At 37.0% G+C, this 20,584-nt stretch carries 18 protein-coding genes, 4 tRNA genes and 1 riboswitch; of the genes, 18 read left to right on the forward strand and 4 right to left on the reverse strand.

Annotated features, from left to right (window positions below):
- The first annotated feature begins 244 nt into the window (after window positions 1–244).
- The 3 genes from EDF66_RS17055 to EDF66_RS17065 all read left to right on the forward strand — a co-directional run bounded on the left by EDF66_RS17055 (window position 245) and on the right by EDF66_RS17065 (window position 5,483).
- Window positions 245–3,604, forward strand: a complete 3,360-nt coding sequence (locus EDF66_RS17055) for a DEAD/DEAH box helicase (protein ID WP_132843929.1) — start codon at window positions 245–247, stop codon at window positions 3,602–3,604.
- A gap of 78 nt (window positions 3,605–3,682) precedes the next feature.
- A complete protein-coding gene (locus EDF66_RS17060) occupies window positions 3,683–4,540 on the forward strand; it encodes an alpha/beta fold hydrolase (protein WP_132843930.1) in 858 nt (285 codons plus the stop codon).
- 166 nt (window positions 4,541–4,706) lie between these two features.
- On the forward strand, window positions 4,707–5,483 hold the full coding sequence (locus tag EDF66_RS17065; protein ID WP_132843932.1) for a Cof-type HAD-IIB family hydrolase: 777 nt from the start codon (window positions 4,707–4,709) through the stop codon (window positions 5,481–5,483).
- Here the strand turns inward: EDF66_RS17065 and EDF66_RS17070 are convergent.
- The 4 genes from EDF66_RS17070 to EDF66_RS17085 form a co-directional block, all read right to left on the reverse strand.
- Window positions 5,480–6,091, reverse strand: coding sequence for a hypothetical protein (locus tag EDF66_RS17070; protein ID WP_132843933.1), 612 nt, complete (start codon window positions 6,089–6,091; stop codon window positions 5,480–5,482). The two genes, EDF66_RS17065 and EDF66_RS17070, sit on opposite strands and share 4 nt — an antisense overlap.
- 29 nt (window positions 6,092–6,120) lie before the next feature.
- Entirely contained in the window at window positions 6,121–6,483 is a 363-nt protein-coding gene (locus EDF66_RS17075; RefSeq protein WP_132843935.1) for an iron chaperone, read from the reverse strand.
- Between the two features lie 98 nt (window positions 6,484–6,581).
- A complete protein-coding gene (locus EDF66_RS17080) occupies window positions 6,582–7,178 on the reverse strand; it encodes a DUF502 domain-containing protein (RefSeq protein ID WP_132771894.1) in 597 nt (198 codons plus the stop codon).
- A gap of 48 nt (window positions 7,179–7,226) precedes the next feature.
- A complete protein-coding gene (locus EDF66_RS17085; protein ID WP_132843936.1) occupies window positions 7,227–9,668 on the reverse strand; it encodes a bifunctional UDP-N-acetylmuramoyl-tripeptide:D-alanyl-D-alanine ligase/alanine racemase in 2,442 nt (813 codons plus the stop codon).
- A gap of 73 nt (window positions 9,669–9,741) precedes the next feature.
- On the opposite strand from EDF66_RS17085, the gene EDF66_RS17090 reads away from it, so the two are divergent.
- The 15 genes from EDF66_RS17090 (at window position 9,742) to fabF (ending at window position 20,400) form a co-directional block, all read left to right on the forward strand.
- A complete protein-coding gene (locus tag EDF66_RS17090) occupies window positions 9,742–10,230 on the forward strand; it encodes a regulatory protein RecX (RefSeq protein WP_132843938.1) in 489 nt (162 codons plus the stop codon).
- Window positions 10,231–10,329: 99 nt separating this feature from the next.
- Window positions 10,330–10,405, forward strand: a tRNA-Gly gene (locus EDF66_RS17095).
- 14 nt (window positions 10,406–10,419) lie between these two features.
- Window positions 10,420–10,504, forward strand: a tRNA-Leu gene (locus EDF66_RS17100).
- Between the two features lie 470 nt (window positions 10,505–10,974).
- On the forward strand, window positions 10,975–11,553 hold the full coding sequence (gene nudK / locus EDF66_RS17105; protein ID WP_132771897.1) for a GDP-mannose pyrophosphatase NudK: 579 nt from the start codon (window positions 10,975–10,977) through the stop codon (window positions 11,551–11,553).
- A gap of 186 nt (window positions 11,554–11,739) precedes the next feature.
- Window positions 11,740–11,838, forward strand: a riboswitch (TPP riboswitch).
- Window positions 11,839–11,859: 21 nt separating this feature from the next.
- On the forward strand, window positions 11,860–12,108 hold the full coding sequence (gene thiS, locus EDF66_RS17110) for a sulfur carrier protein ThiS (protein ID WP_207898667.1): 249 nt from the start codon (window positions 11,860–11,862) through the stop codon (window positions 12,106–12,108).
- A gap of 27 nt (window positions 12,109–12,135) precedes the next feature.
- A complete protein-coding gene (thiC, locus tag EDF66_RS17115; protein WP_132843939.1) occupies window positions 12,136–13,950 on the forward strand; it encodes a phosphomethylpyrimidine synthase ThiC in 1,815 nt (604 codons plus the stop codon).
- Complete coding sequence (locus EDF66_RS17120; RefSeq protein ID WP_132843941.1) at window positions 13,947–14,543, forward strand: thiamine phosphate synthase; 597 nt, start codon at window positions 13,947–13,949, stop codon at window positions 14,541–14,543. Before thiC ends, EDF66_RS17120 begins: the two co-directional genes overlap by 4 nt.
- A 107-nt stretch (window positions 14,544–14,650) precedes the next feature.
- The gene (gene thiE, locus EDF66_RS17125; RefSeq protein WP_132771900.1) at window positions 14,651–15,301 is read left to right on the forward strand and encodes a thiamine phosphate synthase; all 651 of its coding nucleotides are present in this window, start codon (window positions 14,651–14,653) and stop codon (window positions 15,299–15,301) included.
- Window positions 15,289–16,059 carry a thiazole synthase gene (locus EDF66_RS17130; RefSeq protein ID WP_132843943.1) on the forward strand — a complete coding sequence of 257 codons (771 nt, stop codon included), beginning with the start codon at window positions 15,289–15,291 and terminating at the stop codon, window positions 16,057–16,059. Before thiE ends, EDF66_RS17130 begins: the two co-directional genes overlap by 13 nt.
- Window positions 16,060–16,068: 9 nt before the next feature.
- Window positions 16,069–17,190 carry a 2-iminoacetate synthase ThiH gene (thiH, locus tag EDF66_RS17135; protein ID WP_132843944.1) on the forward strand — a complete coding sequence of 374 codons (1,122 nt, stop codon included), beginning with the start codon at window positions 16,069–16,071 and terminating at the stop codon, window positions 17,188–17,190.
- 26 nt (window positions 17,191–17,216) lie between these two features.
- Window positions 17,217–17,927, forward strand: a complete 711-nt coding sequence (locus tag EDF66_RS17140) for a HesA/MoeB/ThiF family protein (protein WP_132771903.1) — start codon at window positions 17,217–17,219, stop codon at window positions 17,925–17,927.
- Window positions 17,928–18,114: 187 nt separating this feature from the next.
- Window positions 18,115–18,190 (forward strand) — tRNA-Gly (locus tag EDF66_RS17145).
- A 13-nt stretch (window positions 18,191–18,203) separates the two neighbouring features.
- Window positions 18,204–18,288, forward strand: a tRNA-Leu gene (locus EDF66_RS17150).
- 306 nt (window positions 18,289–18,594) lie between these two features.
- Window positions 18,595–19,152, forward strand: a complete 558-nt coding sequence (locus EDF66_RS17155) for a TetR/AcrR family transcriptional regulator (protein ID WP_132843946.1) — start codon at window positions 18,595–18,597, stop codon at window positions 19,150–19,152.
- Between the two features lie 3 nt (window positions 19,153–19,155).
- Window positions 19,156–20,400, forward strand: coding sequence for a beta-ketoacyl-ACP synthase II (fabF, locus tag EDF66_RS17160; protein ID WP_132844113.1), 1,245 nt, complete (start codon window positions 19,156–19,158; stop codon window positions 20,398–20,400).
- The last annotated feature ends 184 nt before the right edge of the window (window positions 20,401–20,584 follow it).

Raw genomic sequence — 20,584 nt, forward strand, 5'->3', positions numbered from 1 at the left:
ATTTTTCTCATTAGATGCAGACCGATCATCAAATGTTACAACTTAGCACTATAAATTTTAAAAAATGCTTTTTTAGTCTTTTAGCAAAAAATATTTTTGGAAAACGAATTTACATCGTTGCGCTTATATTCATACTGATATAACAGTTTTAAAGACTCTGACCATAAATATTGAAGAATAAAATTGGTTTTATATGACGGAATTAAAATTGTAAATAAAACAAATTTATCTAAGTTTGAGTAGCATGTATACAAAAGACGTTTTGCCACAGGGTTCAGATGATTTTCACCAGTTTCGATTCTCAGATATTCATTTTAACAATGAAAATCGATACAGCTTTTATTCTTGGATGTCAAACTTATCCGATAGCAACGCTCCAATCCGCATATTGACACTAAAGAAAAATGAAGGCCATTTCTCTATCCTCTCCCTAGGTATTCCCTACGATATCATTGTCGTTTATGACACTCCCGTACTCTCATTACTGTGCAATTGCTCTGAAAGCGAAGAATTCTGTATCCATCAAAAGCTAGTTCTGAATGAAATCTTTAAAAATGATCAGGTATATTTATTTTTCTCCGATCATGCTTATCAGAATTATCTAACTAAAATAGCAGTTAAATATGGGATAGAAGATGAACAGCAACTCGAGGATTATTTCGAAATTCAATGCATTGACGGTGTTGTAAAAACCATCAAAAAACAGGATAATTTACTAGATTTATCTCAAGATATTCTTAACACCGCAACAAATCCTGATTTAAAACGCAACAATAAGGAATTAGAACAGCTAAGCAACATTCTAGTACTTAAAGAGCATAAATACTATAAACACCCTCAGGTGTTACTCTATCGTGCAGCCCGCGCTAAAAATGGTTCGCTAAAAAACCCAGTACAGCAACTTTCATGTGAGGAAATGATCTGGAAAAGTAAAGATATTACAGAAAGTCAATTTTTTACCGCACTTCATTTTTTAGGGCAGAACACAATAGAAGAAAGCAAACAACAGATCACCGCCTTTAAAAAGCTGATTAAAAATCCACTAGGACTGGAAATCTATCAACATGATAAATCCTTATCGCAAACTATCGGGGCAAATAGTCTGACGCAGATCACATTAAGAGAACTACCCAAAACAATCCGAATTGACATCGATCGCGTCGGGAGATTTTTCACTGTTAGAAGCTCAATTCAAATCGCTGGACAAGATCACGCTTTACAGCAGCTTCCTGTAGTCTTTGATTATTTCATTCAGTTACAGCAACATTTCTATTTTATAGAGCATGCACAAATCCTTGCCCTGTTCAAACTTTTCAACACGACAGCAGATCACCTTATCGTACATCAGTCCAAATTCGAAGGTTTTAACAAGGATTTCTTAGTAGCAATGGAGGAGATTGTAGAAGTCAACTATCTACATATTCCCAAAGCAAATAGTAAACAAATCAAAGAACAACAGTTTTATAACGACACCGAATCGATTATCTATCTTGAAGAATCTGGTGATTATATCAATCTCATTCCGACCATGCGATATGCGGATGTAGAAGTTCCTGTTCGAAGCAGAAGATCTATCTTCGGATTTGATAAAAATGGACAAAAATTTTTAGTGAAACGGGATCTCGAAGCAGAACTCAAGATCATCAGCTTGATCATTAAGCAACATCCCTATTTCCAGGAGCAACTTGATGAAGATTTTCAGCACTTCTATCTGCATCGTAAACATTTTCTTGAACTGGACTGGTTCTTAAATGTGTTTGAAGATTGGCGCAATCATCATATTTCCATCATCGGATTTAACGAAATAAAAGCAAATAAATTCAACTCATTTAAAGGTAAAATAGCAATTCATGTGCTCAGTGGACAGAATTGGTTTAATGTAAATGTGGATCTGCAGTTTGGTAAAAGTAAAGGTTCGCTTAAAAACCTTCAAAAAGCTATTCGTAATAAATCAAAATTCATTACACTAGATGATGGTACGCAAGGTATATTGCCCGAAGAATGGTTGAATAAATTTGAACAGTTCTTTTTAGCAGGCGAAATCATTGATGACAGCCACTTACAGATTGCAGAAACAAATTATACAGCCATTGATCAATATTTTGAGGAACAATGGTTATCCCAAATAGCAAAAGAACGTTTGGAAGAAATTAAAAGTAAAATACGCAACATCGATCAGGTCAAACCCGTAATATTATCAAAAGATTTTATCGGCGAACTCCGTAATTACCAACATGATGGATTGAATTGGCTAAATTTCTTAGATGAATTCAATTTTGGTGGTTGCTTAGCGGACGATATGGGACTCGGAAAAACCATTCAGGTCATTGCTTTTATTTTAGATCAACGTAAAAAAGTAAAAAACAATTGCAATTTACTGGTACTTCCAACCACGCTAATTTTCAATTGGAAAAACGAATTGGAGAAATTTGCTCCTTCCATTAAGGTACTTATATTACAAGGTGCAGATCGTCAAAAAAACACCTTTGGATTCGATCAATATGACCTGATACTAGTTTCTTACCATAATTTATTGACCGATATTAATCACTTAAAAAAACACACTTTCAATTATATTTTTCTAGATGAGTCACAGCAGATTAAAAACCCCGAATCACAACGTTACCAAGCTGTTACCAAACTCAGTTCTCGTAATCGTATTGTAATTACAGGTACACCGATCGAGAACAGCACCATGGATTTGTTTGCGCAACTGTCGTTCGCCAATCCCGGATTATTAGGTTCGAAAAAATATTTTAAAGATGTCTATACTACGCCTATTGATGGATTCAGCAATAAAAAAAGATTGGAAGAATTGCAACGCAAAGTAAAACCTTTTATTTTGCGACGTACAAAAACGGAGGTTGCCAAAGAGTTGCCAGCAAAAAATGAAATCGTACTTTATTGCGAAATGAAGCCTGCTCAAAGACATATCTACGATACTTACGAAAAGGAATTTCGGGAATTTATCTCGGTCAAAGATGGAGATGAAATACGCAAGAGTCCTATGCATGTATTAAAAGGATTGACCAAATTACGTCAGATCTGCAATTCAACAAAATTGCTAAAAACAGATGATCTAAGTGTAGAACAAGATGCATGCAAGATTGAAATGCTTATCGAACAAGTACTCGACAAAAGTCCATATCAGAAAATCATCATCTTTTCCCAATTTGTGAGCATGCTAAATCTAATCGAAACAGCTTTAGCCAAACACGATATCAAAGTGCTAAAATTAACAGGACAGACAAGAGATAGACAACATATTGTAACGCAATTTCAAGAAAATGAAGCACAGCGAGTCATACTGATAAGTTTAAAAGCAGGTGGAACGGGCTTAAATCTTACAGCGGCGAGCTTAGTATATTTGGTTGATCCTTGGTGGAATCCTGCAGTTGAAGCGCAAGCTATCGACCGCGCCTTTCGAATAGGTCAAGCAAAAGATGTCACCGCGATACGCTTAATCTGCCCGGATACTGTGGAGGATAAAATCATGAAACTGCAAGCCAATAAAACAGCAATAGCAGATAACATCATTTCCAGTACTTATAATCCGATTGCAGACTTTATGAATAAAGAACGCCTACTGAGCTTATTTCAATAAATGGAATTGCTACATACAAAGCGAATGTAAAGAGCTCATCTATGCCCTTAAAACATACATTTTTAAATAATTATCCTGATGAAAAAACTAAAGCAAAGCATTGAATATCTGAAATCTTTAGAACATATTTCTTTAACGGCTAATTTAGATGATATTTGGTCGTATATCTGCTATTCCCCTAAAATGCCATTGCGACATCATCAAGAGCTACTAATACAGTTAGCTTCAAAAGATGAATTAGCAGTAAAGGATGAATTTTTCAGTGGTCACCTATTATCTTTTCCTGCCTACCGTTGGGGATCGGGCAAAGATTTAGTTTTGTTGACGCATGGTTGGGGATCAAAAGCCGCAGATTTTTCGATGCTTATTGATAAACTATTGGAAAATCCAGATTTAACGATAATCGCATTTGACGCACCTGGAAATGGAGGAGCTGAAGGAGAATTATCCAATTTAATTTTATACATTGAAGCTGTTCAAACTATTATTAATACCTATGGTTTACCTGCAATAGTCATCGGTCATTCTCTCGGTGCCATGGCTAATATCGCAGCATTAGCAAAAATTAGACATACTCCGAACTGGATCATTAGCCTTACTCCACTAATAGATTTAAAAGCAAATTTCGCAGCTAGTATGGATTTCGTAGCTGTACCAAAAGATGTTCAAGAACACTTTTTTCTGAATTTTGAAGAAAAATTCAATATGAAAACCGCTTACTTTCATTTAAACAGTTTATACGATTTTGATAATAGCCAGCAGCATCTTGTACTCTATGATCAACAGGACAAAATTGCGCCCTATACCTATCTGCAATCATTTTTTAAAGTTCATCCCCCGACAGAGGCGATAGACTTGAATGGTGTCGGTCATGAACGCATCTTAAAATCACCGGAAGCAATCTCCTGCGTTCTTGAAAAAATTTACTTAACATAGAAGCTGTTCTATGAATTGCAAATCAAATAATCTTATTTTAAATTCAATACTTTTTGATGGATAAAATATAGCAAAATACCCATAATACATCTTCATTATGACATCAAAGGGGCAAAAAGCAATCTTCTAATGTTTACCTTTGTATCACAAACATTTATAAAGTAGCATGATTAAAGCAGTTTTTTTTGACATCGACGGTACTCTTCTTAGTTTCGACACCCACAAAGTCCCCGCTTCAACCGAAAAAGCCATTCAAGAATTAAAATCAAAAGGTATAAAAGTAATTGTTTCTACAGGAAGGTCTATCAATAGTTTAGATCACATCAAATACCTTGACTTTGACGGATTTATCACTTTTAACGGTGGTTATTGCATCACGAAAGAGGGTGATGTACTTTTCAGAAAAGGTATTCACGCCACTGATATTCAATCTTTGATTGACCATGCGGCAAAAAATGAAGTAAGCTTCTCTCTGATGTCAGAACAAGAAATCAGTATTTTTCAAGTAACACCGGAGATCGCTTCCATGTATGCACTCTTAAATTTACCTGTCCCGCCTCAAAGATCTTACTCAGACTTTGATATGGGATCTGTGCTTCAAACCAATATCTTCATTCAACCGGAGGAACAGGAAGAATTCATGAACAATGTAATGCCTAATTCTGTGGCCAGCCGTTGGACCCCGCTATTTGCAGATGTGAATCCTTTAGGTCAAAGCAAACAAATTGGTATCGATATTTTCATCAAACACTTTAATATCGACATCAAGGAAACCATGTCTTTTGGTGACGGTGGAAACGATATCACCATGTTGAAACATACGGCCTACGGAATTGCTATGGGTAATGCCAATCCTGAGGTAAAAGCTATTGCAGACTATATTACAGATGATGTAGACAGTGACGGTATATACAATGCTCTAGCACATTTTGAGGTTATCTAAAACCTCAAAGTTAGATTTGCGCGAAATGTATGTGCATTGCTATTCATAATAAGTGTATGTTGATCACCAAATTCATACTGTAGACGAGCCTGATAATTCTCCACAGAGTCATTAACTTTTTGATCTACAATATGGTGATTAACATGATTTGTAATATCCAATGAAATGATTTTTTCAAATACTGAAATCTTGATTTTCATTGGATATTTTGCTGCTGCATGATATCCTTGCCACAAAGCATTCTGAACCAATGGCAATAAGATAAACCTCGGTACAGACAAAGTGGGATATTCGATCTTTTTAGTCCAAACAACGGAAAGGTCTACAGCAGAAATCTGACTAAATAAAGAAACATATCTTTCCATAAAATCAATTTCTGCTTCAGCACTATTCTGAGTTTCCAATTGCGAAGCAATATCCTGATGAGCTAGAAAAGCTTGTAAAAATAAGGTATTCTTTGGATCATCCTTAATTTTATCCAAGCAACCTCGTATAAGTTCTACATCAAACTGACTGTTTACAAAAGAAAGTTTTGCCTTATCTTTCCATTGTTCGTGTAAGTTTTCAGGAACTTTACTGCTCCATAAACGATTCCATAATCGATCCATCACCACCTTTAATTTAAAATCCTAATAACCTATTTAAACTTATCTAATGTCTCTGAAACCCTAAATTCAACAATTCTTCCGATGAGTTCAAATGGGATCGGCTCCCGTAACGGAAACTGCACCGAACCTTTACCTTGCTTATAAGAAGCAAGTTCTATTTCGAATTTTGAATGACCAGTCGGCGTTGCATAAAATCCGATATGCTTTTGATAACCACCGAAATAAACAAGCGGTTTTCCTTTTAATTTATAAGCTGGCATGCCATAAGCTATTCCTTCAGTAGCTTGAGGAGCATGCTGCAGAATTGTATTACGGACCTGCAACAAGATCTCCTGCACTTCTTTTGGAAAACAAGCAATATACTCTTCTACTGTTTTAAATTCAACATTCATCACTAATTATGATTTAAAGTTCAAGATAAATGTAAACAAAAGGGAACCATTTTACCAATGATTCCCTTTTGTTTTATATAAACGTATGTATTTGTATCTTATTCTAAACCACTGACACCACCTGAAACAACGAGCTTCATCGCGTCTGTAGCAGACATATCTAATTTGGTTACCAAGGATGATTTTACAACGACCACCTGACCTGCAAATGAATATGAATAGGGAAAATAAACCACCACTTCATCTGTAAGCTTAATTTTTGATAGATCTGATTGTGTCAGAAAACCAATTTTACTAACACCTATTTCATTCACTTTAACTAGAACAGGAACATTAAATTTTTTGGCATCACCTACAAAGGCTTCAGTAAAATCTTTAATGGATGAATATAGCGTATTCAACAAAGGAATACGGTTAATCTGATTATTCAGCCAGTGTTTAATTGGATCTGTCACAAAATTGGTAAAAACAATCCCTGCTACAACCAAAAATAAAATGACTGTTAAAATACCAATTCCGGGAATATATAAAGGATGTCCTGTCTCATCCTCCAGGAATAACCCTGTAAGGTTAAGCGCCGAATCGACTGAAGCAACAATCCAAACAATTAAAAAAACCGCACCAGCTAAAGGAACAACGACCAAAGTTCCTTTGATAAGATAATTTAAAAAAGCTCTAATTAATTTTGATAACATATTACTTGTACCTAAAAGACCCTACAAAGATGCGAAATAAGCCTCGAATTACTCGTAAAAATAAACTCTTTTCACCCGTTGTGAGATATTGACCAACAATTCATACGGGATGGTTCCTATAGCCAATGCCGCTTCCTTAATATCAGGATAAACAATGACTTCGTCTTCTTCATTAACATTAATATCTGTCACATCTAACATACACATATCCATACAGATATTTCCAATGGTAGAAACCAGTTGCCCGTTGATCGACATTTTACCTACTCCATTACCGAACCTTCGATCATAACCGTCTGCATAACCGATCTTGATGGTTGCGGTTCTGCTCGCACGTTGCAACATACCAGCGCGATTGTATCCTACTGTTTCATTAGCCGTAAGCTCTTTTATCTGGGTAACATTGGTTTTCAGAACACTAACTTCTCTCACCGGCAGATCATCTCGATCCATATCAATTCCATAAAGACCAATCCCTAAGCGTACCATATCGAAATAAGCACTTGGCCACAGATCAATACCCGATGTCGCAGCAATATGTCTGATAAAAGAATACCCTAATTCCTGCTTAAGTTTTGTCGTGAAAACATCTAAAAGATGAATCTGATTCTCAGTAAAAGCATTATCAACAGCATTTCCTGCCGAAGCTAAATGTGAAAAAACAGACTGCACTTTCATCGCATCCTGATTTTTCAATATCGCTAACAGTCCATCAACTTCCTCTGGCATAAAACCAAGACGATGCATCCCGGTATCAACTTTAATATGGACTGGAAAATCTTTTAGCCCTTGCTGTAACAGATAGCGGAGAAATGAATTTAAAACTCTAAAACTATAGATCTCTGGTTCCAACTTGTGATGTACAATAGCATCAAAGGCATTTTCATCAGGACTCATTACCACTATTGGAAGTGTGATGCCTCCATTTCTCAGATCAACACCTTCATCAGCAAAAGCAACCGTCAAATAATCCACATGATTAAACTGTAGTAAATTAGCAATTTCAAAACTTCCACTTCCATAAGAAAAAGCTTTTACCATAGCCATCAATTTAACACCTGCAGGCAACAGACCCCGGTATACATTGAGGTTATGTTCCAATGCATTTAAATTAATCTCTAATATCGTATCATGTGATTTAGCAACCAATCGTTTACTGATCTGTTCAAAATGATAATCACGTGCACCCTTTATCAAGATCGTTGAATTGCTATAATCAATATGCTTAAAACCATCTATAAATGATTTTGTATCCGAGTAGCTGGCCGTGGGTAATGAAAACTGTGCTTCCAACTGACTCAAAATAGGTCCGATAAAAATCAAATCAGTTAATCCACTAGCTGCGACCAAACGCTTTAGTTTACTGATACTCTTCTCATCATGCAACTGTACACCAGGAATATCGGATAAGATTAGGACCTTACGAGAATTTTGCTTTTGTTGCTTTAAAAAATCCAATGCAATCTGTAGCGCTACCAGATCATTACTATATGAATCATCAATAATGGAAGTATTATGTTTTCCTTTTTTCAATTCAAGACGCATCTCCATCGGTTGCAACGTGGCAATACGATCGGCTATAGTTTTAAAATCATAACCAAAAGTAATCATCACTGCAATACATGAAATCGCATTCTCAATTGATGCTTGATCAACAAAAGGAATTTTAACCGTAAAAAACTGGCGGGAAAAACATAAACTTACCAATGTAGCTTGATCACCTTCCTTCTTAAGTGAATAAACTTCTAATTGACACGATTCATCCTCTCCCCAGGCGAATTTGTAAATCTGAGAAGGCATATAGATCTGTTCAAGATACTTTTTAGGATAGACCAATACCTCAGCATCTGTAAAAAGTTTCAGTTTCTGTGCAATTTTTTCCTCTTTCGATTGAAACCCTTCTTTATGGGCTACCCCAATATTGGTTAATACACCATGCGTGGGTTTAATCATTTTTTGGAGTTTTTCCATTTCACCGACCTCACTTATTCCAGCTTCAATGATGGCGAAATTATATTGTTCATTTAGTTCCCAGAGTGATAAAGCAACACCCAGCTGTGAATTATAGCTTTTAGGACTGCGATAGATTTTATATTCTGGAGATAGCAGTTGAAACAACCATTCTTTGACGATAGTCTTACCGTTACTCCCTGTAATACCCAATACAGGAGATTTAAATTTCATGCGCTGTGTTTCTGCTACTGCCTGTAATGCTAAAAAAGTATCTGCTACCCATAAAACATTAGCATCTGGCAATACCAGTTCTTGCTGAAAGTCATCTTGTAACACAAAATTTCTAATCCCTTTACTATAGGCATCCATGATAAACTCATGTCCATCACGACGATTGATCAAGGCAAAGAATAATCCTGTTTCAGCATTTACGATCTTACGTGTATCATAAATCAGATTTTGAATGATAGATTTATGATGAACAATAATTGATCTTTTAGGAACAACAATCTCTGAAATATCCGATATGGTATACATTTTTTAAAATATTTATTCAATCAAAGCTCCACAATTTTTCAATAAGTTCAATATATTTTTGAAATTTGTAAAGATGTTTGACGAAGAGAAAACGAGAAAAAAAATATACACACCTAAGCAGGCATTGCTTAAGGCTGCCAGTTATTGTGCTTATCAAGAACGGGCACAACAAGAAGTCCGGGACAAATTATACGAATGGGGCTTGCATCATGAAGATGTAGAAGAAATCATTTCACAATTGATATCGGACAATTTTCTAAATGAAGAGCGCTTTGCTATAGCCTATACCCTAGGCAAGCTTAGAATAAAAAGTTGGGGAAAGATTAAAATTAAGCAGTCCTTAAAACTCAAAAGGGTATCCGATCCTTTAATTAAAATTGCGTTTTCAAAAATTGATTTAGATGAATATGAAGATAAACTCCATGATCTCTTAGATAAAAAGCAACTATCATTGAAAGATAAAGATGCCTATATTCTAAAAAATAAATTATTTCAATATGCTTTATCAAGAGGTTTTGAAAGTGATCTCATTTCTTCTCTCCTGAAAGAAAAGGGCTTATAAAAAAAAGACAATAAAGCTTATATTAAAATTTGTTTTTTTAATTATTAGCTCTATATTTGCATCACCAAAACAGAAAACAACTTGTTAACTGTTAGCAATGCGAAAATAGCTCAGCTGGTAGAGCACAACCTTGCCAAGGTTGGGGTCGCGAGTTCGAATCTCGTTTTTCGCTCCACATTAATATCACCTGCCTAGGTGGTGGAACTGGTAGACACGCAGGACTTAAAATCCTGTTTCCGTTAAGGAAGTGCGGGTTCGATTCCCGCCCTAGGTACAAGAAAGCTCATCAAAAAGATGAGCTTTTCTTGTTTTTGGACCTTTGATTTTTTTATTGATATCAATAGATTTACCATTGCATTTTATTGTTTCCATCTTGTATATTTCTAGATAGGTGATAGTGATATTATAGAGGTTTTATAGAGGGTTCATAGAGGTATATCTCTATAAACCCTCTATAAATACACAATAAAATGTATCTAAGATCTCAAGTACTTTTTAACCTGTCCTCTACATGATCTTCATCATTTTATATCAGCTCATAAGGCAATCGCTACTGAATAAAATTTCCTTCAACACGATCGATTTTCCCCATATAAACAATTTTAGGAGTTTATAAATTTATATACCTTTAGCCATCGACAACTTACTTTTAAAAGTCCACCGTATTTTAGAAAAAAAGTATAAAAGAACTGAAAAATATGCATATGACAATTATTAATAATGCGAATTTGAAATACCTCAATCATGATAGATAACATCAAAATCACAGAAACCAAGGTCTTATCAGACAATTGGTACGTCTTGCGAAAGATCACTTACGAATATTTGAAAAAGGACGGCACCATTATGAGTCAAAGCAGGGAAGCATACGACAGAGGAAACGGTGCCACTATTTTACTGTACAACAAAGAACAGAAAACAGTTATCCTTACCCGTCAATTTCGTCTACCTACATTTGTCAATGGAAATGAGAGTGGTATGATGATTGAAGCTTGTGCAGGTTTGTTGGATAAAGATAATGCCGAGGATTGCATCAGAAGAGAAACTGAAGAAGAAACGGGTTATAAAATTACAGATGTACGTAAAATATTTGAAGCTTATATGTCCCCTGGATCTGTCACGGAAATTCTGTATTTCTTTATAGCCGAATATGCTAAAGAAATGAAAGTCAGTGAAGGTGGTGGGCTAGAACAGGAGGAAGAAAATATTGAAGTTTTGGAATTGCCTATAAAAGAAGCGATGCAAATGGTTGATAATGGCGAAATCAAAGATGCCAAAACCATTATGCTGCTTCAATATATTAAACTCCAGCATATTTTATAGTATTTGCCATTGATTCTCCCTGCCCATAACTCCACCTCTGCCAGGGAGAATCATTATTCGCTATACCAGCAGTCCCCATTAATAAAACACTTCACTTCTTAAAGTATATGGTTCTGTCACAAAAAGATGGACAGACTAAAATAAATCTACCTCTTTTCGTTTATTGAGATTTTTTACCTAGTTTAGTGGAAACTTTAGGGGTGTCTGCAAAATTTGCAGGCTGAGATTTTACCCTTAGAACCTGATCCGGATCATACTGGCGTAGGGAAAAGTAGATGTCTTCATTGTGCATATACCGGCACAACTGTGGCCATTCCTAAAGTTTTTTATTTAAAAATTTTAAAAGGAATGGAACTCAAAATTAATCACCAATTACGTTTTTTTGAACAGCCCCCCTCCTCTTTGGAAGGTTTGATGCTTTTGGAATTCCCAGAAAAAAGCAAGGGCATTGCTGTCGCTATTAATAACCAGGTTATACCCAAAACGGCTTGGGCAACAACCAAACTACAGCATCAGGACTCAATTCTAATTATCGCTGCAACACAGGGCGGATAAATCTCTTATACCTATTACTATACCATCATGTTAGAACAAAACATTACCCAGACCCCATTTCCAAATTCAAAAAAAGTCTATATTTCAGGTCAGCTCTATCCTATTCAGGTTGCCATGCGTGAAATTACATTAAGTCCGACCAAACTTAGCAAGGGTGGAATAGAAATCAATCCTCCAGTCACTATTTATGACACTTCTGGTCCGTATACGGATGAACAAGCACAGATTGATATCCGCAAAGGCCTTCCTAGAACTCGTGAAAATTGGATATTGGACAGAAAAGATGTTCAAGTTTTATCACAAATCAGTTCAGATTATGGAAAAGAAAGATTGGCAGACTCGGACCTGGATGAACTCCGTTTTGAATACAGCCATAGACCTAAAAAAGCATTAGCGGGTAAAAATGTAAGTCAACTGCACTATGCAAGAAAAGGAATCATAACTCCAGAGATGGAGTATGTAGCCATTCGCGAAAATCAGCGTATTGAGCAAATCGAAGCAGCAACTAAAGGTATGGATCATCAGCACACCGGTCACAGTTTTGGTGCCCGTACTCCAAAGAAATTAATTACCCCTGAATTTGTAAGAGAAGAAATTGCCGCCGGAAGAGCAATTATTCCAAACAACATTAATCATCCAGAAAGCGAACCGATGATCATCGGTCGCAACTTTTTGGTAAAGATCAACGCTAATATTGGTAATAGTGCCGTTACCTCAAGCATTGAAGAAGAAGTTGATAAAGCTGTCTGGGCATGCCGATGGGGTGCTGATACAATTATGGATCTTTCAACAGGTAAAAATATTCATGAAACACGCGAATGGATCATCCGTAATTCTCCGGTGCCAATTGGTACAGTTCCTATATATCAAGCTTTGGAAAAAGTAAAAGGCGTTGCAGAAGATCTGACATGGGAAATATTCAGAGATACACTAATTGAACAAGCCGAACAAGGGGTTTCTTATTTCACCATCCATGCAGGAGTACTTTTACGTTATATCCATTTAACAGCACAACGTGTAACAGGTATTGTTTCCCGAGGTGGCTCGATTATGGCAAAATGGTGCCTGTTCCATCATAAAGAAAACTTCCTCTACACGCATTTTGAAGAGATCTGTCAGATTATGAAGGAATATGATGTTGCTTTTTCACTAGGGGATGGACTTCGACCAGGTTCTATAGCTGATGCTAACGATGCTGCACAATTTGCTGAATTAGAAACCTTGGGTGAGTTGACCAAAATAGCATGGAAACATGATGTACAGGTTATGATCGAAGGTCCAGGTCATGTGCCTATGCACATGATCAAAGAAAACATGGACAAACAGCTTGAAGTTTGTGACGAAGCACCATTTTACACTTTAGGCCCATTGACAACAGATATTGCTCCGGGTTATGATCACATCACCTCAGCAATTGGCGCGGCAATGATTGGCTGGTTCGGCTGTGCCATGCTTTGTTATGTTACCCCAAAAGAACACCTCGGTTTACCTAACCGAAAAGATGTAAAGGATGGCGTGATCACCTACAAACTGGCTGCACATGCGGCAGATTTGGCTAAAGGACATCCTGGTGCACAATACCGAGACAATGCTCTAAGTAAAGCGAGGTTTGAGTTCCGTTGGGAAGATCAGTTTAACCTTTCCTTAGACCCTGACACAGCCCGAGAATTTCATGATGAAACTTTACCTGCAGACGGCGCTAAAGTTGCTCACTTCTGTTCGATGTGCGGCCCTAAATTCTGCTCGATGAAGATCACACAGGAAATCCGGGATTCTGCAGAACAAGGCATGATCGATATGTCAAAAGAGTTTATCGAACAAGGTAAAGAATTATACTTATGATCATCGTCTTGACAGCCGAGCATGATATTGATAACGAACTCCAGACCATCAACAGTATACTGGATGCAGGATTGGAACTACTACATATTCGAAAATATAATTTTTCGGATGATGATATGTGTCAATTTATTTATGGAATAGATCCGCAATATCGAAATCGTCTTGTCATGCATAGCCATCACCATCTAGCCGAAAAGTTAAACTTAAACCGGTTACATTTTAATGAATATGATCGAAAATCAAAAAAACAAAGTCAGTATAGTCATACCGTAATCCGATCAACATCTGTACACAGTATGATAGATTTTAATCAACTGGATAACCAATGGTCATATGCACTGTTTAGTCCGATGTTTTCAAGTATTTCAAAACCAGGTCATGGTAAGGAGCATACTATCAAAGATCAGCTAAAACTTCGGAATAATCAGCAAGTTCAATTAATTGGGCTTGCTGGTATCCATTCCGAAAACCTAGGCCTTGCATATGACGCCGGCGTCGATGGTGTAGCTTTATTAGGAACAATCTGGAAGAGTGCACAACCTGTAAAAAGTTTTAAAAATTGTCTTATAAAAGATCATGCATATTGCCTGTAACAATTGCTCTTACAGGTAATTCATTCCTTTACAGATGATTAGAAGGAAATACCCAAACCGGATTATACTGAGCAGAAAAATGCGATAGTAAAAAAATTGAAATAGCAATGACAGCATACCCCAAAAATATCACGTTCAGTAAGATACAGTATATCTCGCAGGGAGATACGGCTATTGAACAGGAGACTAACATTAATAATGCACTACAAGCGGGTGCAGATTGGATTCAGCTACGCTGGAAACAAGGCACTAAAGATGAAGTGCTCGCATTAGCACGTCGTATTAAACAGCATTGCTTGCAACATAGTGCTACGCTTATTATCAATGATTATCTGCACATAGCCAAAACCATTGATGCTGCCGGAGTTCATCTGGGATTAACAGATACTGACATACAAGAGGCCCGACATGTATTAGGACCGCACAAAATAATTGGTGGTACAGCAAATAATATTTCTGACGTACAGCAACGCATCACAGAAAACTGCGATTACATCGGTCTTGGCCCTTTACGGTTCACCGCAACTAAAAACAATTTAAGTCCAATATTAGGCTTAACAGGATATCAAGACATCGTTTATCATTTAAAAAACAACGGTCAAAACTATCCGCCGATTTACGCTATTGGCGGTATAACACTTGATGATATCGTTCCCCTACAAGATATTGGCATTTATGGGATAGCACTGTCAAGTTTAATCACCGTACACCCTCACTACATTCAAGAACTTAAAAATAAACTACAATGGATACATTAAAAATAGCAGATCAGATATTTCAATCGAGACTATTCTTAGGAACAGGAAAGTTCGGAAGTCTGCAACAAATGAAGGAATCTATCGTCGCATCGGGTTCTGAATTGGTCACGATGGCTTTAAAGCGTTTGGACCATCAGTCTTCCTCAGACACATTTCTCGAGTCTTTACAAATCCCTGGCGTAAATTTACTCCCCAATACCTCTGGAGCACGTAATGCAAAAGAAGCAGTCTTGGCCGCACAACTTGCTCGTGAAGCCCTGGAAACGAACTGGGTAAAACTCGAAATTCATCCAGATTCACGCTACCTGATGCCCGATCCAATCGAAACATTGTTGGCTACAGAGCAACTTGCAAAACTCGGTTTTATTGTGCTCCCTTATATGCATGCAGATCCAGTGCTCTGTAAAAGACTAGAAGAAGCTGGAACGTCGGCAGTAATGCCTTTAGCTGCACCCATAGGAAGTAATAAAGGACTTCGAACATTGGACTTTTTAGAAATGATCATCGCCCAAAGCCAAGTTCCTGTTATTATTGATGCTGGAATTGGTGCTCCTTCCGATGCTGCAAAGGCAATGGAAATCGGTGCTGATGCTGTTTTAGTCAATACAGCTATTGCATCCGCAAAATATCCGATACAGATGGCGACGGCATTTAAAGAAGCTGTAATAGCAGGTCGCAAAGCTTATCAGGCAGGATTAGGTATATCAGAAAATCGTGCTATCGCTTCTAGTCCGCTAACTTCATTTTTAATCGATTAAGAACGTTTTATGCAAACTTTTCAGGAACTATTTACACTATACAGCTGGCAGGAAATCAAGGAAAAGATATATAATACCACAGTTGAGGATGTCAGAAGAAGTCTCCGTAAAGAAAAAAGAAATTTAACTGATTTTCTAACCTTCCTTTCTCCTGCGGCGATTACTGAAATAGAAGAAATGGCACAATTAACGCAACAGATCACACAACGTCGATTTGGTAAGACAATCCAGTTATATGCTCCTTTATATCTAAGCAATGAATGTCAGAATATCTGCACCTATTGCGGTTTTAGTATGGACAATAAGATCAAGCGCAAAACACTTTCGAATACAGAATTACTGTTAGAAGCCATGGCGCTAAAATCTATGGGTATCAGTCATGTATTATTGGTAAGCGGAGAAGCCAATAAAACAGTCGAGATCAATTACTTTAAAAATGCGATTGCATTGCTGAAGCCCCACTTCGCGCAGATATCCATTGAAGTACAACCTCTGCTTTTAGAAGAATACCGTATTCTGCAGGAAGAAGGTGTTAATACTGTGCTTGTCTATCAGGAAACCTATCATCAAGAGGTTTATAAAACATATCATCCAAAAGGCAAAAAGTCAAATTTTGAGTATCGGCTGGATACACCAGACCGTATAGGTCAAGCCGGAATTCATAAAATTGGTCTTGGTGTTCTTTTAGGTCTAGAAGACTGGCGTGTCGATAGCTTTTTCAATGCGTTACATATTGATTATCTTGAGAAGCATTATTGGCGTACAAAATATTCAGTTTCATTTCCTCGATTACGACCTGCGGAAGGTGTATCCACACCGAATTTTATTATGGAAGATCGTGATTTACTGCAATTGATCTGCGCTTATCGTTTATGGAATGAAAATCTAGAAATATCCATATCAACTCGTGAACGCGAGAAATTTAGAGACCATATCATTCCTATCGGTGTCACGACCATGAGCGCCGCTTCGAAGACAAATCCAGGTGGCTATGTGGTGGATCCACAGTCGCTTGAACAATTTGAGATCAGTGATGAGCGCAGTATGGAAACTATCCAAGGTATCATCAGAAAGGCTGGATACGATCCCATTATGAAAGACTGGGACATAAGCTACTCTGGTAGGCAATAATAATTATAACACAAATTATCGTATTTATGCAACAGCACAGTGCTTTTGATCGATACTCCCGCCAAGTTTTTATTAATGAAATTGGTGTTGAAGGGCAACAGAAAATTATGGCGGCAAAAGTCCTCGTAATTGGAGCAGGTGGACTAGGTTCGCCTGTTCTTCAATATCTCGCTGCTGCTGGAGTAGGTCATTTAGGGATTGTTGATTTTGATCATGTAGAAATTCATAATCTCAACAGACAAATTATACACAATGAAAAAAGTGTACATCTACAAAAAGTAAAAAGTGCGGCAGTATATATCCGCGAACTCAATTCATCCATCCAAGTCGACAGCATTGCGACAAAAATCACTTCGGAGAATGTTGATGTTACCCTAGCGGGATATGACATTGTTGTAGATGGTTCTGATAACTTTACTACACGCTATCTGGTCAACGATGCTTGTGTACGTTCCAACAAAGTTTTGGTGTATGGAAGTATTCTTGCTTTCGAAGGTCAAATGGCTGTTTTCAATTACATGGGCAGTAAACAATTGCGTGATTTATTTCCAGAGCCTCCCCATCCAAAAGATGTTCCTAGCTGTGATCAATATGGGGTATTAGGCCCTCTGCCTGGAATCATGGGAAGTATGATGGCCATGCAGGTATTAAAAATTATAACAGATCTACCTGTTGATTCCGACAAACTGACGCTAGTTGATACTTACCACTGGAGATTCACTACGCTCTCATTTTAAGTTTTGACTACTATGAAAGCTTGTATTAGTTCCCCTACATATCTAGCAAGGTGGTGAATTCAAATTTAAACACATCGTATTTTGAAGCGGGATAAAAATTATCTCGCTTCATTTGAGGGAATTACGCTTAAGCTATAAAAAAACATTTTGTAGTATCTATAATCTCCCTATATTTGCAGTATCAAAAGCGAAAATAGCTCAGCTGGTAGAGCACAACCTTGCCAAGGTTGGGGTCGCGAGTTCGAATCTCGTTTTTCGCTCCACATTAAATCACCTGCCTAGGTGGTGGAACTGGTAGACACGCAGGACTTAAAATCCTGTTTCCGTTAAGGAAGTGCGGGTTCGATTCCCGCCCTAGGTACAAGAAAGCTCATCCAAAAGATGAGCTTTTCTTGTTTATTTTAAATATTTCGAATTGCCTCCCTTTACATGTAATTGACCAAGATATCCCTTAAAACTTAAATTTCGGATTTTAAATCCTGATCATCATGTATTTCAAAATACAATAACCCCAGCGATAATACATCCGCTCCCTTCAAAAAAGTTCTTGCATAATCAGGTAGGCCTGATCATGCGGAAAAATCCAACCACACCACTGATCTCAAATAAATATCAGCAACCCTTACCTACCAACTGGTAGGTTTGTATATTTACAAAAAAATAATTGATGTCAACAAAAGAACAAATCATACGAGTTGCTGATAGCCTGATTCGGGATAAGGGTTACAATGCCTTTAGCTTTTTTGATATATCTAATGCCGTTGGAATAAAAAAAGCTTCTATTCATTATCATTTTCCACAAAAGATAGATTTGGGAATTGCAGTTATAGATTATCATATTGAAAACTTTCACAAAATGAAAAAGGATTTTGAAGATAAGTCTCCACTACAAAAACTAGACAAGTTCCTCTCTATATACAGGAATATTAAAAATGACAATAAAATATGTATCGTTGGATCGCTATCTACTGATTACAATACTTTAGATATAGGTATAATTGAACATCTAAAGATTTTTTCCGAACAGGTGTTAAATTGGGTGATTGCATGGCTTAAATATGGTCAAGAACAGGGTACTTTTCATTTTAAAGGTGAGCCTAGAACAAAAGCCGTCTTACTTATTTCCACGATGATTGCAAGTGTACAAATTACTAGACTGACAGGTGATGAAGATTTCACTCTCATACAAAAAATTATTAAAGAAGATTTAATTAAAAACGATTAAATGATGAAAAGAGTTGTTATAACAGGTATTGGAGCGATTACGCCTTTAGGAAATACCGTAGATAAATTTTGGAATGCACTGATTATGGGACAAAGTGGCGCAAAAATGATTACTAAATTTGATGCGACAAACTTTAAAACAAAATTCGCATGTGAAGTAAGAGATTTCGATCCTTTACAATTCATGGAAAAATCAGAATTACGAAAATTAGATCTTTTTACGCAATATGCATTAGCTAGCGTTCATGAGGCTATTCACCACGCTGAGATTGATTTCAATCTACTGGACAAAGATCGGATAGGTGTTATCTGGGCTTCAGGAGATGGCGGGGTTTCAACATTTGAGCAACAAATAGCGGAGTTTAAGCAAGGAAATGGAATACCACGCTTCAGTCCGTTCTTTATTTCTAAGCGTATTTTAAACATTGCTTCAGGTGTTATCTCCATTAAATATGGACTTAGAGGAGTAAATTATACGACCGCTTCTGCTTGTTCTGCAAGTAATACTGCGATTGTTGATGCCTTTAATTATATCCGCTGGGGCAAAGCAGATATGATTATTACCGGAGGTTCTGAAGCGTCTATAACCGAAAGTTCCATCGGTGGATTTAATGCATCTAAAGCCTTATCAACAAGTAATGAAGATTATTTGGGTGCCTCCCGCCCTTTTGATATTCATCGTAACGGTTTTGTATTAGGAGAAGGTGCTGGGGCTATCGTATTGGAAAGCTATGAAAGTGCGATTAAAAGAAATGCCCCGATTATTGCTGAAATAATTGGAGGAAGTTTAGCGGCGGATGCTTATCATATTACGGGCACACATCCTGAAGGAGACGGGGCATTTCTGGGAATGAAACTTGCTTTGGAGGATGCGAATATCGCTGCAAAAGATATAGACTATGTCAATGCGCACGCAACTTCTACTCCTATGGGCGATCAAAGTGAACTGAAAGCTATGGGAAGAATGTTTGGTTTTAACAACGAGGTATCTATTAGCGCTACAAAATCAATGACAGGGCACTTACTGGGAGCTGCTGGAGCTATCGAAGCTATTGCTTGTATTAAGGCGGTTCAAGAAGATATTGTTCCGCCTACGATAAACTCTAAAGAAATAGAACCAGAATTTGCTGATAAATTGGATTTAACTCTCGGAAAAGCAAAGCATAAAAAAGTAAATATAGCCATGAGCAATACTTTTGGTTTTGGTGGTCATATCGCTTGTTCCATTTTCAAAAAAATAGAGCACTAGATCTCGGCTACTTTTAGAAAATTTATAAATGAACATTTTAAAATGACGGCTTAGAAAGGCTGTCATTTTACTTGAAACATGTACAAATAGTGCATCGTATAATAGGTGCAAAATTTTGAAAAAACATCTATACTCCAGTTTCAGATCAATGTGTTTTTCTGTTATTCATTTCAATCTAAAAAAT

Origin of the sequence: Sphingobacterium sp. JUb20 (genome assembly GCF_004342035.1) — a bacterium.
Lineage (GTDB): Bacteria > Bacteroidota > Bacteroidia > Sphingobacteriales > Sphingobacteriaceae > Sphingobacterium > Sphingobacterium anhuiense.